Source organism: Streptomyces sp. NPDC020362, assembly GCF_040642095.1.
Taxonomy (GTDB): Bacteria; Actinomycetota; Actinomycetes; order Streptomycetales; family Streptomycetaceae; genus Streptomyces.
The window spans coordinates 16,058-33,570 of sequence record NZ_JBFAET010000044.1; the positions used below are offsets into that span (position 1 = coordinate 16,058).

The following is a 17,513-nucleotide window of genomic DNA, read 5'->3' on the forward strand; positions in this document are numbered from 1 at the left end:
ACATGGCGGTACGTGCGGCGGTGGCCGGAGCGAGCGGATACGCGGGCGGAGAGGTCCTGCGCCTGCTCCTCGCGCACCCCGAGGTCGAGATCGGTGCCCTGACCGGCAACTCCAACGCCGGCCAGCGGCTCGGCGCGCTCCAGCCGCATCTGCTGCCGCTGGCCGACCGGGTGCTGGCCGAGACCACGGCCGAGGCGCTCGCCGGGCACGACGTCGTCTTCCTGGCGCTGCCGCACGGGCAGTCCGCCGCCGTCGCCGAGCAGCTCGGACCGGACGTCCTCGTGATCGACATGGGCGCCGACTTCCGGCTGAAGAACCCGGCCGACTGGGAGAGCTTCTACGGCTCCCCGCACGCCGGCACCTGGCCCTACGGCCTTCCCGAACTTCCGGGCGCCCGCGCCGCGCTGGAGGGGTCCAAGCGCATCGCGGTGCCCGGTTGCTACCCGACCGCCGTCACCCTCGCCCTGTACCCGGCCTACGCGGCCCGCCTCGCCGAGCCCGAGGCGGTGATCGTCGCGTCGTCCGGCACCTCCGGCGCCGGCAAGGCGCCCAAGCCGCACCTGCTGGGCAGCGAGGTCATGGGCTCCATGTCGCCGTACGGCGTCGGCGGCGGCCACCGGCACACCCCCGAGATGATCCAGAACCTCACCGGGGCGGCCGGGGAGCGGGTCGCGGTCTCCTTCACGCCCACCCTGGCGCCGATGCCCCGCGGGATCCTCGCCACGTGCAGCGCCTCCGCCCGGCCCGGCGTCACCGGCGATTCCCTGCGCGCCGCATACGCCAAGGCCTACGCCGACGAACCGTTCGTCCGTCTGCTCCCCGAGGGCCAGTGGCCGGCGACGGCGTCCGTCCACGGTTCCAACGCCGTTCAGGTGCAGGTCGCGTACGACGCAGCGGTGGGCCGCATCATCGCGATCAGCGCCATCGACAACCTGACCAAGGGCACCGCGGGCGGTGCCGTCCAGAGCATGAACATCGCCCTGGGGCTCGACGAGACCACCGGGCTTTCGACGATCGGAGTCGCACCGTGAGTGTCACGGCAGCCAAGGGATTCACGGCGGCGGGCATCGCCGCCGGGATCAAGGAGAACGGCAACCCGGACCTGGCCCTCGTGGTCAACAACGGTCCGCGCCGTGCCGCGGCGGGCGTCTTCACCTCCAACCGCGTGAAGGCCGCGCCGGTGCTCTGGTCCGAGCAGGTCCTCAGGAGCGGCCAGGTGTCGGCCGTCGTCCTCAACTCCGGCGGTGCCAACGCCTGCACCGGCCCCAAGGGCTTCCAGGACACGCACGCCACCGCCGAGAAGGTGGCCGAGGTCCTCGGCCGGGGCGCCATCGAGGTCGCCGTCTGCTCCACCGGCCTCATCGGCGTGCTGCTGCCCATGGACAAGCTGCTCCCCGGCATCGGGACGGCCGCCGCCCAGCTCTCCGAGCACGGCGGCGAGAAGGCCGCCATCGCCATCAAGACCACCGACACCGTCCACAAGACGTCCGTGGTGACCAGGGACGGCTGGACCGTCGGCGGCATGGCCAAGGGCGCGGGCATGCTCGCCCCCGGCCTCGCCACCATGCTGGTCGTCCTGACCACCGACGCCGACCTGGACGACGACGCGCTGGACCGTGCGCTGCGCGCGGCCACCAAGGTCACCTTCGACCGCGTCGACTCCGACGGCTGCATGTCCACCAACGACACGGTGCTGCTGCTCGCCTCCGGCTCCTCCGGCATCACGCCCGGTCACGACGAGTTCGCCGAGGCCGTACGGCAGGTCTGCGACGACCTCGGACAGCAGCTCATCCGCGACGCCGAGGGCGCCAGCAAGGACATCAAGGTCGAGGTGATCAACGCCGCGACCGAGGACGACGCCGTCGAGGTGGGCCGCTCCATCGCCCGCAACAACCTCCTCAAGTGCGCGATCCACGGCGAGGACCCCAACTGGGGCCGCGTCCTGTCCGCGATCGGCACCACGTCCGCCGCCTTCGAGCCCGACCAGCTCAACGTTGCCATCAACGGCGTCTGGGTGTGCAAGAACGGCGGCGTCGGCGAGGACCGCGAGCTGGTCGACATGCGCTACCGCGAGGTGCACATCGTCGCCGACCTCGCGGCCGGCAGCGAGACCGCCACCATCTGGACCAACGACCTCACCGCCGACTACGTCCACGAGAACAGCGCCTACTCCTCATGAGCACCGGAACCACGCGTAAGCACACCGCGCTGCCCAAGGCCCAGATCCTCATCGAGGCGCTGCCCTGGCTGACCCGGCACCACGGCAGGACCGTGGTCATCAAGTTCGGCGGCAACGCCATGGTGAACGAGGAGCTGAAGGCCGCCTTCGCCCAGGACGTCGTCTTCCTGCGGCACGCCGGTCTCAGGCCGGTCGTCGTGCACGGCGGCGGCCCGCAGATCAGCGCCGCCCTCGACCGGCACGGCATCGTCAGCGAGTTCAAGGCGGGCCTGCGCGTCACCACCGAGGACGCCATGGACGTCGTACGGATGGTGCTGGCCGGGCAGGTCCAGCGCGAGCTGGTCGGCCTGCTCAACCAGCACGGACCGCTGGCCGTGGGCCTGACCGGTGAGGACGCGCACACCATCACCGCCACCAAGCACCAGCCCGAGATCGACGGCGAACTCGTCGACATCGGGCGGGTCGGCGAGATCACCGAGATCGACACGGGCGCGATCGAGGCCCTGCTCGCCGACGGCCGCATCCCGGTCGTCTCCTCCATCGCCCGCAGTCAGGACGACGGACATGTCTACAACGTCAATGCTGATACGGCGGCTGCGGCACTCGCTGCGGCACTGGGGGCCGAAACCCTCATGGTCCTCACGGACGTCGAGGGCCTCTACGAGGACTGGCCGAACTCCGACGAGGTGATCAGCCGCCTCACCGCGTCGCAGCTGGAGAAGCTGCTGCCGGAGCTGTCCGCCGGCATGGTGCCGAAGATGGAGGGCTGCCTGCACGCCGTGCGGGGCGGCGTACGGACCGCCCGGGTCATCGACGGCCGGGTCCAGCACTCGATCCTGCTGGAGATCTTCACCGACGAGGGCATCGGCACCATGGTCGTGCCCGACGAAGCCGAGGGGGAGCAGCCATGACGGGTACCGCGACCAACGCAGAGCTGACCGGGCGCTGGCAGGGCGCGCTCATGAACAACTACGGCACGCCCCGGCTGGCCCTCGTGCGCGGCGCGGGCGCCCGGCTGTGGGACGCCGACGGCACGGAGTACCTCGACTTCGTCGGCGGCATCGCGGTCAACGCCCTCGGCCACGCCCACCCGGCCGTCGTCGAGGCCGTCAGCACGCAGATCGCGTCCCTCGGCCATGTCTCCAACCTGTTCGTCGCCGAACCGCCCGTCGCCCTCGCCGAACGGCTGCTCCAGCTCTTCGGCCGGGACGGCAGGGTCTACTTCTGCAACTCCGGCGCCGAGGCCAACGAGGGTGCGTTCAAGATCGGCCGGCTGACCGGGCGCACCCACATGGTCGCCACCACGGGCGGCTTCCACGGCCGGACCATGGGTGCCCTCGCGCTCACCGGCCAGCCCGGCAAGCAGACGCCGTTCCTGCCGTTGCCCGGCGATGTCACGCACGTCCCGTACGGCGACGCGCAGGCGCTGGCCGCGGCGGTGACCGAGGAGACGGCGCTCGTCGTCGTCGAGCCGATCCAGGGCGAGAACGGGGTGGTGGTGCCCCCGGCCGGGTACCTCAAGGCGGCCCGGGCGATCACCGCCGCCACCGGGGCGCTGCTCGTCCTCGACGAGGTGCAGACGGGCGTCGGCCGTACAGGGAACTGGTTCGAGTACCAGGCCCACGAAGGCGTCCTGCCGGACGTCGTCACCCTCGCCAAGGGACTCGGCGGCGGGCTGCCGCTCGGCGCCACCGTGGCCTTCGGACGCGCCGCCGAGCTGCTCCGGCCCGGCCACCACGGCTCGACCTTCGGCGGCAACCCGGTCGCCTGCGCGGCCGGCCTCGCCGTCCTCGACACCATCGCGGACGACGGACTGCTGGAGAACGTCAAGCGGCAGAGCGAGCGGCTGCGGGACGGAATCGAGGCGCTGAACCACCCGTTGATCGGCTATGTCCGGGGTGCCGGCCTCCTCCTGGGTATCGTGCTCACCGGGCCGCACGCACCGCAGGTGCAGCAGGCGGCCCAGGAGGCCGGCTTCCTGGTGAACGCGCCCGCCGCCGACGTCGTACGGCTCATGCCGCCGCTGAACCTCCGCGACGACGAGGCAGGTGCTCTCCTCCAGGCGCTGCCCGGCATCCTCGACGCAGCGAGCCCGGCGAGCGGGGACGGACGATCCGGAGAATGAGACGACGATGAGCCAGGCGCAGGACCACGAGCAGGCGGGCGCCGGGCCCGCCGTACCGCAGACCCGCACCGCACGGCACCGCCGGATCGTGGACATTCTCAACCGGCAGCCGGTGCGGTCGCAGAGCCAGCTGGCGAAGCTGCTCGCCGACGACGGGCTGAGCGTCACCCAGGCGACGCTGTCCCGGGACCTCGACGAGCTGAACGCGGTCAAGATCCGCAACAACGACGGCGACCTGATCTACGCGGTGCCGAGCGAGGGCGGTTTCCGCACGCCCCGCGCGCCGCTCGGCGAGTCGGCGAAGGAGGAGCGGATGCGGCGCCTGTCCCAGGAGCTGCTGATCTCCGCGGAGGCCTCCGCCAACCTCGTGGTCCTGCGCACCCCGCCGGGGGCCGCCCAGTTCCTCGCCTCGGCCATCGACCAGGCGGAGCTGCACGACATCCTGGGGACCATCGCCGGTGACGACACCCTGCTGCTGATCAGCCGGGACCCGAGCGGGGGACAGGCGCTGGCGGCCCATCTGCTGCGACTGGCCCAGAACGGGCACTGACCCACATGCAGGGCACCGCCCGGCGGAGCAGAATAGGAATGTGATCTTCCGCGGCGGGCGGGCAATCTCCTGGCGGCGGCCGACCGTATACAGAGGTGTGTCGGGTTTCCGGTCGCCTGTGGGCCGCCTCCCGGACGAGGCACTGCTGTCCGGGCTGGCCACGGGCGACCCGGAGCTCGCCGTCACTTTCGTCCGGAGGTTCCAGCACAGGGTGTTCGGAGTTGCCATGGCCGTGACCAGGGATCCGCAGCTCGCCGAGGACATCGCCCAGCAGACGTTCGAGCGCGCGTGGCGCCACGCGCAGATCTACGACTCGCGCCGCGGGTCGGTCACGACCTGGCTCACGACCATCGCGCACAACCTCGCCATCGACGCCGTCCGTGCGCGGCGGACGGATCCGGTGGCCCCCGAGGACCTCGAGAGCCTGCTCGGCGTCGTCACCGAGACCCCCGAAGAGTGGGCACTGGCCGACGAGGCCTCGTCCCAGCTCCGGGCCGCCCTGGCGCGGCTGCCGCGGGAACAGGCCCGTGCCCTGGTGATGGCCGGCATCTACGGCATGACGGCCCAGCAGATCGCCGACGGGGAGAACATTCCGCTGGGTACCGCGAAGACGCGGATCAGGACGGCGATGGCGAAACTGCGGACCACGCTTGCGTCTCCGAACCGAGGCGACCATGTCCCATGACGTGACCTGCGACAACCTGCGCGAGATCGGCGCCGAGCTCGCGCTGGGCGTGCTGCCCGGTCGGGAGCGGGCGGCGGCCGTGGCGCATCTGGACCATTGCGCCGACTGCCGGGAGTACGTCGAGCAGCTGACCCTCGTCGGCGACCGGCTGATCGGTCTGCTGCCGGACAGCGAACCGCCGGTCGGGTTCGAGACCCGGGTGGGCCGCAAGCTGGCCCAGGACGCGGCGGCGCACGAGGCGCGGTCCCGTGCCCGCACGCCCGGCCTCGCGCACCAGGACATCCGGGGCCGCGCCCGCCGGGCCCGGCTGCGGTTGGCGGCCGCCGTCTCCGCCCTCGCGCTCGCCATCGGGTTCGCCGGCTGGGCCGTCGGCACCGCCGTCCAGGGGGTCACCGCCTCGCCCCCGGCCGCCGTGGAGAGCGAACCCATGCTGGTCGGCGACATGATCCCGGCGGGCGGCGGGCAGCCCGCCGGCGAGGTCTACGCCCACCCCGGTATCCACGGCTGGCTCTTCATGACCGTCGCTCTCGCCGGCCCCGGCACCCCGTACAGTGGCAAGGTCAGCTGTGTGCTCGAACGCTCCGACGGTACGTCGGTCCCCGTCGGTGACTTCCGGCTGGACAGCGGGCACGGCTCGTGGGGCGGATCGGCCGCCGTCGACCCGCACAAGCTCACCGGCGCCCATGTCGTGACCCCGGACGGCACGGTCCTCGCCAGTGCCCGCCTGCAGACGGGTCAGGTCGTGGCCCCGGAGACGTGACCCCGCAGTCCGCCGTCTGCCGCTCGTCGCGCGCCGTCCGCCGGGCTTCAGACGTGGGGCGCGGGACTCGGCGGGCCGGGGAGCATCGCCTCCAGGGCGGCGGCCAGTTCGGCGACCGTGGGCCGGGACGGCGCATCGGTCCGGAGACAGCCGTCGACGGCCGTGGCGAGAGCAGCGGGCAGCCGCCTCAGGGACGCGACCGGCGGGGCGCTCCGCTCCAGCTGCGGATACCGCTCGGGCCGCGAATGCCCCTCGGGTGATCCGGCGGGATCGTCGTCGTCCCTCTCCTGGCCGTCGCTGGTCTCGTCGGCCGCCGTCCCGTCGCGGCCGAACGGCAGGACTCCGCAGGCGGCCTCGAACAGGGTGATGCCGATGCCCCACACGTCGGCCGCGGCCGTGAGCGGTCCGCCGCGGGCCTGTTCAGGGGCGAGATAGCAGAACGTACCCAGGCCCGCGGGCGCCGGCCCGGGCGGCCGTGCCACACTCAGGTCCAGCACCTTCGCATGACCGCAGTCCACCACCACGTTGGACGGCTTGAGGTCCAGGTGCAGCAGACCCCGGCCGTGGAGGTAGTGGACCGCGGAACACAGCTGCACCCCGAGCAGCGCCACGTCGGCGGCGGACGGCCGGCGCCGCAACCGGTCCAGGAGGTGGGAGAGGGTCTCCCCGGTCAGGGTCTCCAGGACGACGAACGGCTCGGGCGACTCGACGGTCTCGTAGGCGCGGACCAGGTGGGGATGGGTGAAGTCGCGCAGCCACCGGCCCTCGCGCAGCAGCCGTCCGTGCAGCCGCTCCTCGCCCCGGCGGTCGGGGCGCACCGCCTTGAGCACGCACCGGCAGGCCCGCTCCTCGCTCCAGACGTCGTAGACGTCGAGCCAGCCGGTGCGCGTCAGATGCGCCAGCACCCGGTAGCCCGGCACCGGTCTGGTGCCCGGTGCCAGGGGAGGCGCGATCCCGGCCGCGGGGACGTTCACGACGGCACCGTGCGCGGGTCGGAGGATCCGGGCACGGCGTGCAGCCGGTGGAGCCGCGCATAGGTGCCGCCGCGGTCCAGCAGATCGTCGTGGGTGCCTTGCTCGACGACCCGGCCGTGGTCGAGCACCACGATGCGGGTGGCGTCGCGGACGGTCAGCAGGTTGTGCGAGATGACGATGGTGGTCCGCCCCGACATGAGCCGCCGCAGCGGGTCCATGATCCGCCGCCCCGAGCGGACGTCGAGCCCGGTGGTCGGCTCGTCGAGCAGCAGGACGGGCGCGTCCCTGATCATCGCGCGGGCGATCGCCAGACGCTGGCACTGCCCGCCGGACAGGGTCCGGCCGCGCTGGCCGACCAGCGTGTCGTAGCCGTCCGGCAGCGACGTGATGAACGTGTGCGCGTCGGCGGCACGCGCCGCGGCCACGATGTCCTCCTCCGTCGCGTCCGGCCGGCCGTAGGCGATGTTCTCCCGCACGGTGCCGTGGAAGACGAGCGTCTCCTGCAGCACCACCGCGACGTTCTCCCGTACGTCCGACAGGCGCAGGCTGCGCAGGTCGGTGCCGTCGAGGCGGACCGCGCCCCGGTCGGGGTCGTAGAAGCGCAGCTGCAGCTTCGCGAGCGTCGACTTGCCGGCTCCGCTGGCCCCGACCAGCGCCAGCGTCTCGCCGGTCGCCACGTGGAAGGACACGTCCGACAGCGCCCAGGACGAGGTACCGGGATAGCGGAACCAGACGCCGTCGAACTCCACCTCACCGCGCGTCCGGCCGATCCGCCGGGCACCGGCGGCCTCGGTCACCTGGGGCCGCTGGTCGAGCAACTCGATGATCCGCTCGGCCGAGGCGGACGCCGCGTAGAAGGTGGTGCCGAGCCCGGACAGGCCGCGGACCGGGCCGTAGAGCTTGCCGATCAGGGCCAGGAAGACCAGCAGCCCGCCCAGGGTGAGTTGGCCCTGCATCAGCTTCCAGGTGCCCAGGCCCATCACCGCGAGGCCGCCGGCCACCTCGATGATCTCGACGACGGGCCCGTAGACCCCACGGATCCGCGCCGAGGCCATGGCCGCACGGAACCGGCCGGCGCTCTCCCGTTCGAACCGGTGCTCCTCCCAGCCCTGCCGGTTGTACGCCTGGACGAGGGCGACATTGCCCAGCGACTCCTCGGCGATCGCGCTGATCGAGCCGGTGAGCCGCCTGCGCTCCCGCGACGCCTCCTTGATCAGCCGCGAGAAGTGCCGGCCCGCACCCCAGAACAGCGGCACGATGGCGAGGGCGAGCAGGGTCAGGTCCCAGCGCAGGTAGACGAGCAGGCCGAGGAAGACGCCGAGCCGGATCACGTAGTAGAGGGCGTCCGCCACTCCGGAGAGCAGGAAGGTCTCGACCGCGTCGACGTCGCCGGTGACCCGGGAGAGCACGTCCCCGAGCCGCCGGCGTTCGAAGAAGCCGAGCGAGAGCCCCTGGACGTGCTTGAACACATCGGCGCGCAGAGAGAGCAGGAAGCGTTCGCTGACCCAGGTGGACGTCATGCCGTCGGCGAACGCCAGAATGCCGGAGCACAGGACGAGCCCCAGATAGACGGGTGCGATCCACACGAACGGGTGCAGATTCCGGGGGACCAGCACATCGTCCACGACGATCTTGAAGAGCCAGATCTCCGCGGCGTCCACGGCCGGGCCGGCCAGGCTGAAGAAGACGACGGGCACGAGCCAGCGCCGGGCTCCGCGGGTGTACGGCCAGAACCGCCGGAACACCGCGCTCGGGGGCACCTCGGGTGCAGCTGCGACCACACCGTCGGAGGCCTCGCCCACCGACAGCAGACGCCGCAGGACATGCGCCATGGCATGCGTTCTTCGGGGAGCGGCGAAGCGGACCGGGTCCTCCCGTCTCCGGTCCGCTCAGCCTTCGGGTGTGATCAGTAGCCGCCGTGGCCACCGTGGCCGCCGTGGCCACCGTGGTCGCCGTGGCCGCCGTGACCGTGGTCGCCGCGGCCGTGGTCACCGTGGTCGCCGTGGCCGTGGTCGCCGTGGTCGTGCCGGTCGCCGCGGTGGTTCGACGAACTGTCGCCGCGGTCCCGGTGCATGGCGGGCATGAGAGTGCTGAAGATGGCCATGTTGTTCCTCCAGAAACCTGGTTCACAGGAGATACGACTCACGGCAGAACTTGGATGGCATTTCCGGGCAAAAGACATGAAATATCCTCTCCTCGGCTCAGCCACGCCCCTGAACCCGGCCGCGCCCCTCAGCCCAGCCGCGACGCCAGCCCCCCGGTGCACCGCACCTCGTCGCCCGCGGTGATCAGCAGTCCCTCGACGTCCGGCAGCGACTCCAGCCACGCCAGCCCCGCCCGCGACCCCATCGCGAACGCGGCCGTGGCCCAGCAGTCCACCCAGGTCAGCCGCGGCCCGACCACCGTCACCGCCACCAGGTCCGTCACCGCGGGCCGACCCGTGCGCGGATCCACGATGTGCGCCCCGCGCTCGGCCGTGCCGGAGGTGGCCACCGACAGTTCGTCCACCCCGGCGGCCGAGATCACCGCCGCCAGCCCGCCCGGACGCAGGGGATCGGCCACCCCCACCCGCCAGGGACGCTGCGGCTGCGGGGCACCCAGCATCTGGACGTCACCGCCCCCGTTCACACTGACCCCGCACACCCCGTCCACCGCCGCCAGCAGCCGCGCCGCCCGCTCGACGGACCAGCCCTTCACGATCCCGGTCGGATCCAGCACCCCCTGGTACCGCGTGCTGAACCACCCGTCGCTCACCCGCTCCGCCTCGGCCGCCAGCTCCAGCACCTCGGCCACCTCGGGAGCGCACTGCGCCACGGTCAGCTCGCCGCGGGCCAGCCGCGACACCTCGCTGTCCTCGCGGTAGGTGGAGAACAGCGCGTCGACCCGGTGCAGGCCGGCGACCGCCGACTCCAGGGCCTGCCGTACCGCACGGGGTTCCCCGCCGCGGACGTCGAAGGAGAAGACGGTCCCCATGACCTCCTCCGCATGACGCACCGCGGCGGGCGCTTCAGCCGGCTCGGCCACCGTGTCAGCCACCGGCCTGGTCCAGCGCCGACTGGAGCGACTGCTTGTAGCCGGTGCTGGTGTACGTGGCTCCGGAGACCGCGTCGATGTTCGCGGTCCCCGCGGCCACGGCTTCCTGGTTGAGTTTGGGCACGGCGAGGGCGGTCTTCTGGTCGCTGAGGCCGCCCTTGGGCGCCTGCACCGCGTCCGCCTTGGTGATCTTCCCGTTGCTGACCGTGATCCGGACCTGGACGGTGCCGTACTGGGTCTGGACGGCCTTGCCGGTGACCGTGCGGGCCTGGGCCCGGCCCGAGCCCGAGGAGGAGCCGGACCCCGAGGCGGCACCGGACCCGGACGACGAACCGGAGCCGGACGACGAACCGCCGGACGCGCCCGACGACGAGGATGACGAGGACTTCACCTTGTCCAGCGCCGACTGGAGCGACTGCTTGTAGCCGGTGCTGGTGTACGTGGCTCCGGAGACCGCGTCGATGTTCGCGGTCCCCGCGGCCACGGCCTCCTGGTTGAGTTTGGGCACGGCGAGGGCGGTCTTCTGGTCGCTGAGGCCGCCCTTGGGCGCCTGTACCGCCTCCGCCTTGGTGATCTTCCCGTTCGCGACGGTCAGCCGCACCTGAACGGTCCCGTACTGGGTCTGGGCCGCATCGCCGGTCACCGTCCCGGCGGACTGCGCACCGCCCGCCTGACCGCCCTGCGGAGACTCCTGCCCCGCCGCGGTCTGCTGCGGAGCCGCGCCCGCCGCCGAAGCCGCGGCCGGGTCCGACGCGGGCTTCAGCGACAGCAGCAGCACGACACCGGACACGGTGGCGGCGGTGGCCAGCACGACGCGCCGAATGGGGTGGCTCTTCCTCATCGCTTCGCAGCTCCCGCTCACATCTCGAACGACTCGTGGTGGATACGGCGCGCGGGGACCCCCGCGCCGCGCAGTGCCTCGAACACCGACTGCGCGAACCCGGGCGGCCCGCACATGAACACGTCGTGGTGGTCGATGTCCGGGATCTTCCGCTGGAGGTTCTCCGCGGAGATGTCCGGCCGCTCGCCCTCGGGGCTGTTGACCGCGTACATCAGCCTGGCGCCCCGCTCCTTGGCGATCGCGGCCAGCTCGTCCCACAGCGCCAGGTCCTGGGTCGTGTTGGCCCGGTACAGCAGGGTGATGTCACCGGCCGCCCCGGGGAGCGTCTCGAACAGTGCCCGCATCGGCGTGATGCCGACCCCGCCCGCGACCAGCAGCACCTTGCCCTTGCTGCGCCGCTGGGCGGTGAGCGCACCGTACGGGCCCTCCGCCCACACCCGGGTACCGGGCGTCAGCTCGCGCAGCCGGGCGCTGTGGTCGCCGATCGCCTTCACCGTGATCCGCAGCATGTCGGGGCGGGGCGCCGCCGACAGCGAGTACGGGTGCGAGCTGAACCGCATCCCGGGGGCGAGGAACCGCCAGCGGAAGAACTGGCCCGCCTCCGCGCCCATCCGGTGCAGCCTGCGCCCGCCGATCAGCACCGACACGATGCCCGGCGTCTCCTCGATCACCGCTTCCACCCGCATGCGGTGACGGAGGTTCAGCCGGATCGGGGTGAGGATCCGGTACCAGAGCACGAGCGCGGTGACCGAGCCGTACAGCGCGTACCAGAAGGTCTTGGCGGCGGGCTCGACCGCGAAGTCGTTGCCGGTGCTGATCTGGTGCCAGAACGTCAGGAACACCGCCGCGTAAGTGAACAGGTGGACGTGGTACCAGGTGTCGTACGGCAGCCGGCGGCGGACCGGGCCGACCGACGTCAGCCCGATGACCACGAACAGGCCCATGCCGATGGCGGCCTTGCCCATGTCCGGCAGCTGGTCGACGGAGTCGATGGTCTGCTGGACGATGTCGCCGAGCGATTTGCCGGCCTGGAGCGCGTACCCCCACATGGTGAGGAAGACGTGCGCGACGATCAGGCAGAGCGTGTAACGGCCGCTCATCGCGTGCCAGCGGGCCACCCGGTCGGACCCGACGCGCCGTTCCAGTGCGGGGACGCGCGCCATCTGCAGGACGACCAGCGCCATGAGGTAGCCGGCCAGCAGGCCGGTGATCCGGCCCGCGTTCAGGATCTTGCCGTTGTCGTCGGCGATGGACGGGGTGTTGTGCCACCAGAGCCACAGCACGGCCATCGCGCCCGCCCAGACCGCGACAAGCAGCGGTACGGCCGGGGAGCGGCGCGGGCGGATGCGGCGCATCGTCTGGCGGCGGGCGGCACGTCCGCCTGCGAGCGTGGTGGTCACGGTTCCTCCGGGGGGACTTGGCCCTTGGCCCACAGATACGTGCCGCATGCGCTGAGTGTTCAGAGGCCCGCGGAGTCGAGGGCGGACTGGAGTGACCGGCGGTAACCGTCGCTGGTGTAGGAGGCCCCCGAGACCGTGTCGATCTGCGCGCTCTGGGCCGCGAGCGCCTCGCGCCGCAACTGGGGAAGGGCGTAGCTGTTGATCTCCTGGTCGCGGGGGTTGTCCTGCGGATAGCTGACCGCGGTGACGTCGGTCAGCCGGCCGCTCTTCAGCGTGACGCGCACCCGGACGGGGCCCCAGCGGGTCTGGACGGTGTCCCCGGTGACGGTCCTGGTCCCCGCGGCGGAACCGGCTGTGGGGCCCGAACTGCTCGACACGGCAGGCGACTTGGTGCCCGCCGTCGCCACCGCGGGACTCGTGTGCGGCTTCAGCGCCAGCAGCAGCACCATCCCGGAGACGGTGGCCGCACCGGCCAGCACGATGCGGCGCAGCGGGCGGTTCTTGTTCAACGCGTGCACGGCGGCCTCGTCACTCCTGACACCTTCGGCTCTCACAGCTCGAACGACTCGTGGTGGATACGGCGGTCCGGCACCCCGGCGGCCCGCAGCGCCGCGTACACGTCCTGGGCGAAGCCGTGCGGGCCGCAGATGTAGACGTCGTGCCCGGCCAGGCCCGGGAAGGCCGCGCGCAGCGACTCGGCCGTGATGCCGGGGCGCTCCCCGCGCGGCCCGTTGAGGGCGTACCGCACCTGCGCGCCGCGCCACCGGGCGATCGCCTCCAGCTCGCCGCCGAGCGCCAGGTCCTGAGCGCTTCGCGCCCGGTAGAGCAGCGCGACCTCGCCGGGCAGCGTCTCGAACAGTGCCCGCAGCGGGGTGATGCCGACACCGGCCGCGATCAGCAGGGACCGGGGCCCGGTGGCCCGGTCGGCGGTCAGGGAGCCGTACGGTCCCTCCGCCCACACCCGGGTGCCCGGCCGCAGCAGCGGGACGGCCGCACTGTGGTCCCCGAGCGCCTTGACGGTGATCCGCAAGCGGTCCGGGCGCGGCGGCGCCGACAGGGAGTACGGCGTCGACGTCCAGCTCATGCCGTCGCCGAGGAACCGCCAGCGGAAGAACTGCCCGGGCCGCGCGCCCAGCTCGTCCAGGCGCCGCCCGCGCACCACGACCGAGTGCACGCCGGGTGCCTCCGGGTGCACCGACTCCACGCGCAGCCGGTGCCGCAGGTTCAGCCGGACCGGGACGAGGATCCGGAACCACACCACCAGGGCCGCCGCCGAGAGGTACAGCGCATACCAGACGGCGGTGGCCGCCGGCTCGCCGTTGAACTCGTCGCCGAGGGCCACCTGGTGCCCGAAGGCCAGGAAGACGGCCGCGTAGGTGAGCAGGTGGACGTAGTACCAGAACTCGTGGCTGGTCCGGCGGCGCACGGCCCGCGCCGAGGTGACGCCGACCGCGAGGAGGATCACCGTCCCGGCCGTGGCCTTGAGCATCTCCGGGTAGTCCAGGACGACGGTGACCGCCTCGTGCCACAGGGAGGCCCGGTCCTGGGCGGCGTATCCGGCCAGGATCAGCACGACGTGCGCGACCAGCAGGCAGATCGTGTACCGGCCGGCCATCGCGTGCCAGCGCGCCACCCGGTCGGAGCCGATCCGCACCTCCAGCAGCGGCACCCGCGCCATCAGGCCGACCAGCACCGCGCAGGCGTACCCGCACAGCAGCCCGGCGATCCGCCCGGCCCCCGTCAGCCAGCCCGCCGTGCCGACCACGGACCCCGTGTCCGCCCACCACAGTCCGACCACGGCCGCCGCCCCCGCCCACAGCACGGCCAGTACGAGCCCCGCGGAAGAGCGGCGCGCGGCGGGTGACACGGGCGGGGCCGTGCGCGGCTCGTCCACGGTGGTCATGACAGTGGTCCCTTCGTCCGTCGTGCCCGGGCCACTGTGCGCGCCGAAGCTCTGAGCGACCTCTGAGCGGCCGCCGCACCCGGCGGACTCAGAGAAAACTCACAGCCGCCCGGGCGGCCCGCCACCGTCCGCACGAGCGATGCTGGTAGGCGCGATGAACACCACCCGCTCCGGCCGGCCGGCCCTCACCCGCCCCGACGGCACCCCCCTGCGCGTCCTGGTCGTCGACGACGACCCCGACCTCGCGGAGGTGCTCACCGGTGCCCTGCGCTACGAGGGCTGGGAGGTCCGCGCGGCCGGTGACGGCGCCTCGGCGGTCACCACCGCACGCGAGCTGCTGCCCGACGCCGTCGTCCTGGACGTGATGCTCCCCGACACCGACGGCTTCGCCGTGCTGCGCCGGCTGCACGAGGTGCGGCCGGACGTCTGCGTGCTCTTCCTCACCGCCCGGGACGCGGTCGAGGACCGCATCGCCGGCATCACGGCGGGCGGCGACGACTACGTCACCAAGCCCTTCAGCCTGGAGGAGGTCGTCGCCCGGCTGCGCGGACTGCTGCGCCGCGCGGGCATGGCCCGCCTGCTGGAGGAGGGGCCGCGGCTGACCGTGGGCGACCTGGTCATGGACGAGGAGGCCCGCGAGGTGACCCGGGCCGGCGAGCTGGTCGAGCTCTCGCCGACCGAGTTCGAACTCCTCCGCTTCCTCATGCGCAACCCGCGCCGCGTCCTCAGCAAGGCCCGGATCCTCGACCGGGTCTGGTCCTACGACTTCGGTGGCCGGGCCCATGTGGTCGAGCTGTACATCTCCTACCTGCGCAAGAAGGTGGACGCGGGCCGCGAGCCCATGATCCACACGGTGCGTGGCGCGGGCTACGTCCTGAAGCCGGTGTCCCGGTGAGTTCCCTGCGGCGCCTGCCCCGCCCCCGCACCCTGCGCGCCCGGCTGACCTTCGGCCTGGTGGTGCTGCTGGCGGTGAGCTGCGCGGCCGTGGGACTGGCCGCGGTCGTCGAACTGGACGGCTTCCTCACCCGGCGCCTCGACGAACAGCTCGCCCAGGTCGGCACCCGTTTCCCCGAGAGCCTGGAGCACAGGGGCAGGCTGCCGGACGACCACGACGGAGACGAGCAGGGCGACACCCGCCGGATGGCCACCGGCACCTTCGGAGCCCGCCTGCTGAACGGTACGGTCACCAACAAGGGCCTCATCCGCGGCGGCGATCCGTCGGCCGACCTGAACGTCGACCTGTCCGCCGCGGACCTGCGGCGGCTGGCCGCCGTACCGGCCGACGCAAGACCACACACCATCGGCCTCTCCGCCCTGCACGACTACCGGGTCGTCGCGTCCCCGGGCCGGGACGGGGACGTCCTGATCGTCGGCCTGCCCCTGGAACCCGTCCAGGCCACCGTGCACCGCCTCGAACTGGTGGCAGGCGTCGTCTTCGGGCTGGCCCTCGTGGTGGCCGGCGTGGCCGGTGCCTGCTGGGTCCGCTGGTCGCTGCGCCCGCTCAGCAGGGTCGCCGCCACCGCCGCCCGCGTCAGCGAACTCCCCCTGGCCAGCGGCGAGGTGGCCCTGCCGCCGCGGGCCCCGGACCCCGATCCCCGCAGCGAGGTCGGCCGGGTGGCGGCCGCCTTCAACCGCATGCTGGGCCACGTCGAGGACGCCCTGACCAAACGGCACGCGAGCGAGGAGCGGCTGCGCCGCTTCGCCGCCGACGCCAGCCATGAACTGCGCACCCCGGTCGCCTCGGTCCGGGGCCATGCGGAGCTGGCCCTGCTGCACCCGGGTCCGGTGCCGGCCGAGGTGACCCGCGCCCTGGAGCGCATCGCCGCCGAGTCCTCCCGCATGGGCGAGATGGTCGACGACCTGCTCCTCCTGGCCCGTCTGGACGCGGGGCGCCCGCTGGAGAGCCGTCCGGTGGACCTGACGATCCTGGTCCTGGACGCGGTCACCGACGCCCGTGCGGCGGGCCCCGGGCACCGCTGGGGGCTGGACCTGCCCGAGGACCCGGTGACGGTTCCGGGCGATGCCCACCGTCTCCAACAGGTGTTGGCCAACCTGTTGGCCAACGCACGTTTGCACACACCTGCCGGCACGAAGGTGACGGTGACCCTGGAGTCCGCGGAGGGCGAGGCCCGCCTCTCGGTCCACGACGACGGACCGGGCGTCCCCGAGGACGTTCGACCCGACGTCTTCGAACGCTTCACCCGGGCCGAACACCGTCGCCGCCCCGAGGCCTCCGGCGCCGGGGCGGGGCTGGGCCTGTCGATCGTGGCGGCGGTCGTGGAGGCGCACGGGGGAAGCGTGGGGCTGGAGAGCCGGCCGGGGGCCACGACGTTCACGGTGCGGCTGCCCCTGGGGGACGTCAGTACCGCGTGAGGGCGGTGGCGCCGTCCACGGTGCCGATCGCGATGTGCGGCTTCCTGCCGGGATCCACCCACGTCAGGATCTGCTGCATCGCATCCTCGGGGACGGACACGCAGCCGGCCGTCGCTGCCTGCCCGTTCACATGGAGGAAGATCCCGGCCCCGCGTCCCCGCACGGGCTGGTCGTAGTTGAACCCGACGACGAGCCCGTACCCGTACTGGGTGCCGTACGAGCTCAGCTTCTCGGCCTCCGAGGCCCGGCAGTCGGCCGGCAGCGGGTCCACCCAGCGGTTGTACGAGGTGGAGTCGTTGTCCTCGCACCACCAGGAACTGTCCTTCACCGCCCGGTAGGCGACGCGCGTGCCGGCGGGCGCCGGCTTGATCCCGAACCCGAACGGGAGGTCGTACAGGCCGGTCGGCGTCGTGCTCGTCCCCTGCACCCGCGCACCCCCCTCCACCAGCCCCTTCGACCCGAAGCGGGCCGGTGCGGACCCGGCCTGCACCCACTGGCCGTCCCGCAGGTCCCACCAGGTGAGCGTGCCGGACGTCGCATCGGTGCCCGGTGCCTGGGCGGTGATGAGCTGGGTACCGCCGCCGGTGTCCGCCATCTGTGCGGGCAGCGAGACCGCCGAGGGATCGGGCGCGAGGGCGAGGCCGCACAGGGACGCGGACACGAGGGCGAGGGCAAGGGCTGGGCGCATGG

General features: G+C 72.7%; 18 protein-coding genes. 9 read left to right on the forward strand and 9 right to left on the reverse strand.

All coding sequences use genetic code 11. The annotated features are described in order from the left end of the window. The first annotated feature begins 2 nt into the window (after positions 1-2). From argC to AB0H32_RS18520, 7 genes are all read left to right on the forward strand, one after another. Positions 3-1,031: an N-acetyl-gamma-glutamyl-phosphate reductase gene (argC, locus tag AB0H32_RS18490; protein ID WP_361121169.1), complete on the forward strand. Its 1,029-nt coding sequence runs from the start codon at positions 3-5 to the stop codon at positions 1,029-1,031. Further along, positions 1,028-2,179, forward strand: coding sequence for a bifunctional glutamate N-acetyltransferase/amino-acid acetyltransferase ArgJ (gene argJ / locus AB0H32_RS18495; RefSeq protein ID WP_361121172.1), 1,152 nt, complete (start codon positions 1,028-1,030; stop codon positions 2,177-2,179). The genes argC and argJ overlap by 4 nt, the downstream gene beginning before the upstream one ends. Continuing rightward, a complete protein-coding gene (gene argB / locus AB0H32_RS18500; protein WP_361121175.1) occupies positions 2,176-3,090 on the forward strand; it encodes an acetylglutamate kinase in 915 nt (304 codons plus the stop codon). The genes argJ and argB overlap by 4 nt, the downstream gene beginning before the upstream one ends. Next, positions 3,087-4,304 (forward strand): acetylornithine transaminase, encoded by a 1,218-nt coding sequence (locus tag AB0H32_RS18505; protein WP_361121178.1) that lies wholly within the window; start codon positions 3,087-3,089, stop codon positions 4,302-4,304. Before argB ends, AB0H32_RS18505 begins: the two co-directional genes overlap by 4 nt. Before the next feature lie 7 nt (positions 4,305-4,311). After that, positions 4,312-4,854, forward strand: a complete 543-nt coding sequence (locus tag AB0H32_RS18510; RefSeq protein WP_361121181.1) for an arginine repressor — start codon at positions 4,312-4,314, stop codon at positions 4,852-4,854. 97 nt (positions 4,855-4,951) lie between these two features. Beyond that, on the forward strand, positions 4,952-5,539 hold the full coding sequence (locus AB0H32_RS18515; RefSeq protein ID WP_361121184.1) for a sigma-70 family RNA polymerase sigma factor: 588 nt from the start codon (positions 4,952-4,954) through the stop codon (positions 5,537-5,539). Next, entirely contained in the window at positions 5,529-6,299 is a 771-nt protein-coding gene (locus AB0H32_RS18520) for a zf-HC2 domain-containing protein (RefSeq protein ID WP_361121187.1), read from the forward strand. The genes AB0H32_RS18515 and AB0H32_RS18520 overlap by 11 nt, the downstream gene beginning before the upstream one ends. 47 nt (positions 6,300-6,346) lie before the next feature. Here the strand turns inward: AB0H32_RS18520 and AB0H32_RS18525 are convergent, their stop codons facing one another. The 8 genes from AB0H32_RS18525 to AB0H32_RS18560 form a co-directional block, all read right to left on the reverse strand. Then, entirely contained in the window at positions 6,347-7,273 is a 927-nt protein-coding gene (locus AB0H32_RS18525) for a serine/threonine-protein kinase (RefSeq protein WP_361121190.1), read from the reverse strand. Beyond that, the gene (locus tag AB0H32_RS18530) at positions 7,270-9,105 is read right to left on the reverse strand and encodes an ABC transporter ATP-binding protein (protein WP_361121193.1); all 1,836 of its coding nucleotides are present in this window, start codon (positions 9,103-9,105) and stop codon (positions 7,270-7,272) included. Before AB0H32_RS18530 ends, AB0H32_RS18525 begins: the two co-directional genes overlap by 4 nt. A gap of 74 nt (positions 9,106-9,179) precedes the next feature. Next, positions 9,180-9,377, reverse strand: a complete 198-nt coding sequence (locus AB0H32_RS18535; protein ID WP_361121196.1) for a hypothetical protein — start codon at positions 9,375-9,377, stop codon at positions 9,180-9,182. Positions 9,378-9,505: 128 nt separating this feature from the next. Next, a complete protein-coding gene (locus AB0H32_RS18540) occupies positions 9,506-10,309 on the reverse strand; it encodes an FAD:protein FMN transferase (protein WP_361121199.1) in 804 nt (267 codons plus the stop codon). Then, positions 10,302-11,147 carry an FMN-binding protein gene (locus AB0H32_RS18545; RefSeq protein ID WP_361121202.1) on the reverse strand — a complete coding sequence of 282 codons (846 nt, stop codon included), beginning with the start codon at positions 11,145-11,147 and terminating at the stop codon, positions 10,302-10,304. Before AB0H32_RS18545 ends, AB0H32_RS18540 begins: the two co-directional genes overlap by 8 nt. Before the next feature lie 17 nt (positions 11,148-11,164). Next, complete coding sequence (locus AB0H32_RS18550; RefSeq protein WP_361121205.1) at positions 11,165-12,547, reverse strand: ferredoxin reductase family protein; 1,383 nt, start codon at positions 12,545-12,547, stop codon at positions 11,165-11,167. Positions 12,548-12,606: 59 nt separating this feature from the next. Continuing rightward, positions 12,607-13,065 (reverse strand): FMN-binding protein, encoded by a 459-nt coding sequence (locus AB0H32_RS18555; protein ID WP_361121207.1) that lies wholly within the window; start codon positions 13,063-13,065, stop codon positions 12,607-12,609. A 32-nt stretch (positions 13,066-13,097) separates the two neighbouring features. Then, the gene (locus tag AB0H32_RS18560; RefSeq protein ID WP_361121210.1) at positions 13,098-14,450 is read right to left on the reverse strand and encodes a ferredoxin reductase family protein; all 1,353 of its coding nucleotides are present in this window, start codon (positions 14,448-14,450) and stop codon (positions 13,098-13,100) included. A 154-nt stretch (positions 14,451-14,604) separates the two neighbouring features. Here AB0H32_RS18560 and AB0H32_RS18565 point away from each other — a divergent pair, with 154 nt between their 5' ends. Together AB0H32_RS18565 and AB0H32_RS18570 are read left to right on the forward strand one after the other, a co-directional pair. After that, positions 14,605-15,345 carry a response regulator transcription factor gene (locus AB0H32_RS18565; protein WP_361121213.1) on the forward strand — a complete coding sequence of 247 codons (741 nt, stop codon included), beginning with the start codon at positions 14,605-14,607 and terminating at the stop codon, positions 15,343-15,345. Between the two features lie 5 nt (positions 15,346-15,350). After that, the gene (locus tag AB0H32_RS18570; RefSeq protein ID WP_361121279.1) at positions 15,351-16,823 is read left to right on the forward strand and encodes a HAMP domain-containing sensor histidine kinase; all 1,473 of its coding nucleotides are present in this window, start codon (positions 15,351-15,353) and stop codon (positions 16,821-16,823) included. Here the strand turns inward: AB0H32_RS18570 and AB0H32_RS18575 are convergent. Next, the gene (locus tag AB0H32_RS18575) at positions 16,810-17,511 is read right to left on the reverse strand and encodes a L,D-transpeptidase family protein (RefSeq protein WP_361121216.1); all 702 of its coding nucleotides are present in this window, start codon (positions 17,509-17,511) and stop codon (positions 16,810-16,812) included. The two genes, AB0H32_RS18570 and AB0H32_RS18575, sit on opposite strands and share 14 nt — an antisense overlap. Positions 17,512-17,513 lie beyond the last annotated feature (2 nt).

Bases quoted from the DNA above. Each gene is read 5' to 3' on its own strand.
- AB0H32_RS18520 (WP_361121187.1), top strand. From the start codon at position 5,529: ATGTCCCATGACGTGACCTGCGACAACCTGCGCGAGATCGGCGCCGAG.
- AB0H32_RS18565 (WP_361121213.1), top strand. From the start codon at position 14,605: ATGAACACCACCCGCTCCGGCCGGCCGGCCCTCACCCGCCCCGACGGC.
- AB0H32_RS18535 (WP_361121196.1), bottom strand. From the start codon at position 9,377: ATGGCCATCTTCAGCACTCTCATGCCCGCCATGCACCGGGACCGCGGC.
- AB0H32_RS18505 (WP_361121178.1), top strand. From the start codon at position 3,087: ATGACGGGTACCGCGACCAACGCAGAGCTGACCGGGCGCTGGCAGGGC.
- argC (WP_361121169.1), top strand. From the start codon at position 3: ATGGCGGTACGTGCGGCGGTGGCCGGAGCGAGCGGATACGCGGGCGGA.
- AB0H32_RS18510 (WP_361121181.1), top strand. From the start codon at position 4,312: ATGAGCCAGGCGCAGGACCACGAGCAGGCGGGCGCCGGGCCCGCCGTA.
- argB (WP_361121175.1), top strand. From the start codon at position 2,176: ATGAGCACCGGAACCACGCGTAAGCACACCGCGCTGCCCAAGGCCCAG.
- AB0H32_RS18545 (WP_361121202.1), bottom strand. From the start codon at position 11,147: ATGAGGAAGAGCCACCCCATTCGGCGCGTCGTGCTGGCCACCGCCGCC.
- AB0H32_RS18575 (WP_361121216.1), bottom strand. From the start codon at position 17,511: ATGCGCCCAGCCCTTGCCCTCGCCCTCGTGTCCGCGTCCCTGTGCGGC.
- AB0H32_RS18530 (WP_361121193.1), bottom strand. From the start codon at position 9,105: ATGGCGCATGTCCTGCGGCGTCTGCTGTCGGTGGGCGAGGCCTCCGAC.
- AB0H32_RS18560 (WP_361121210.1), bottom strand. From the start codon at position 14,450: ATGACCACCGTGGACGAGCCGCGCACGGCCCCGCCCGTGTCACCCGCC.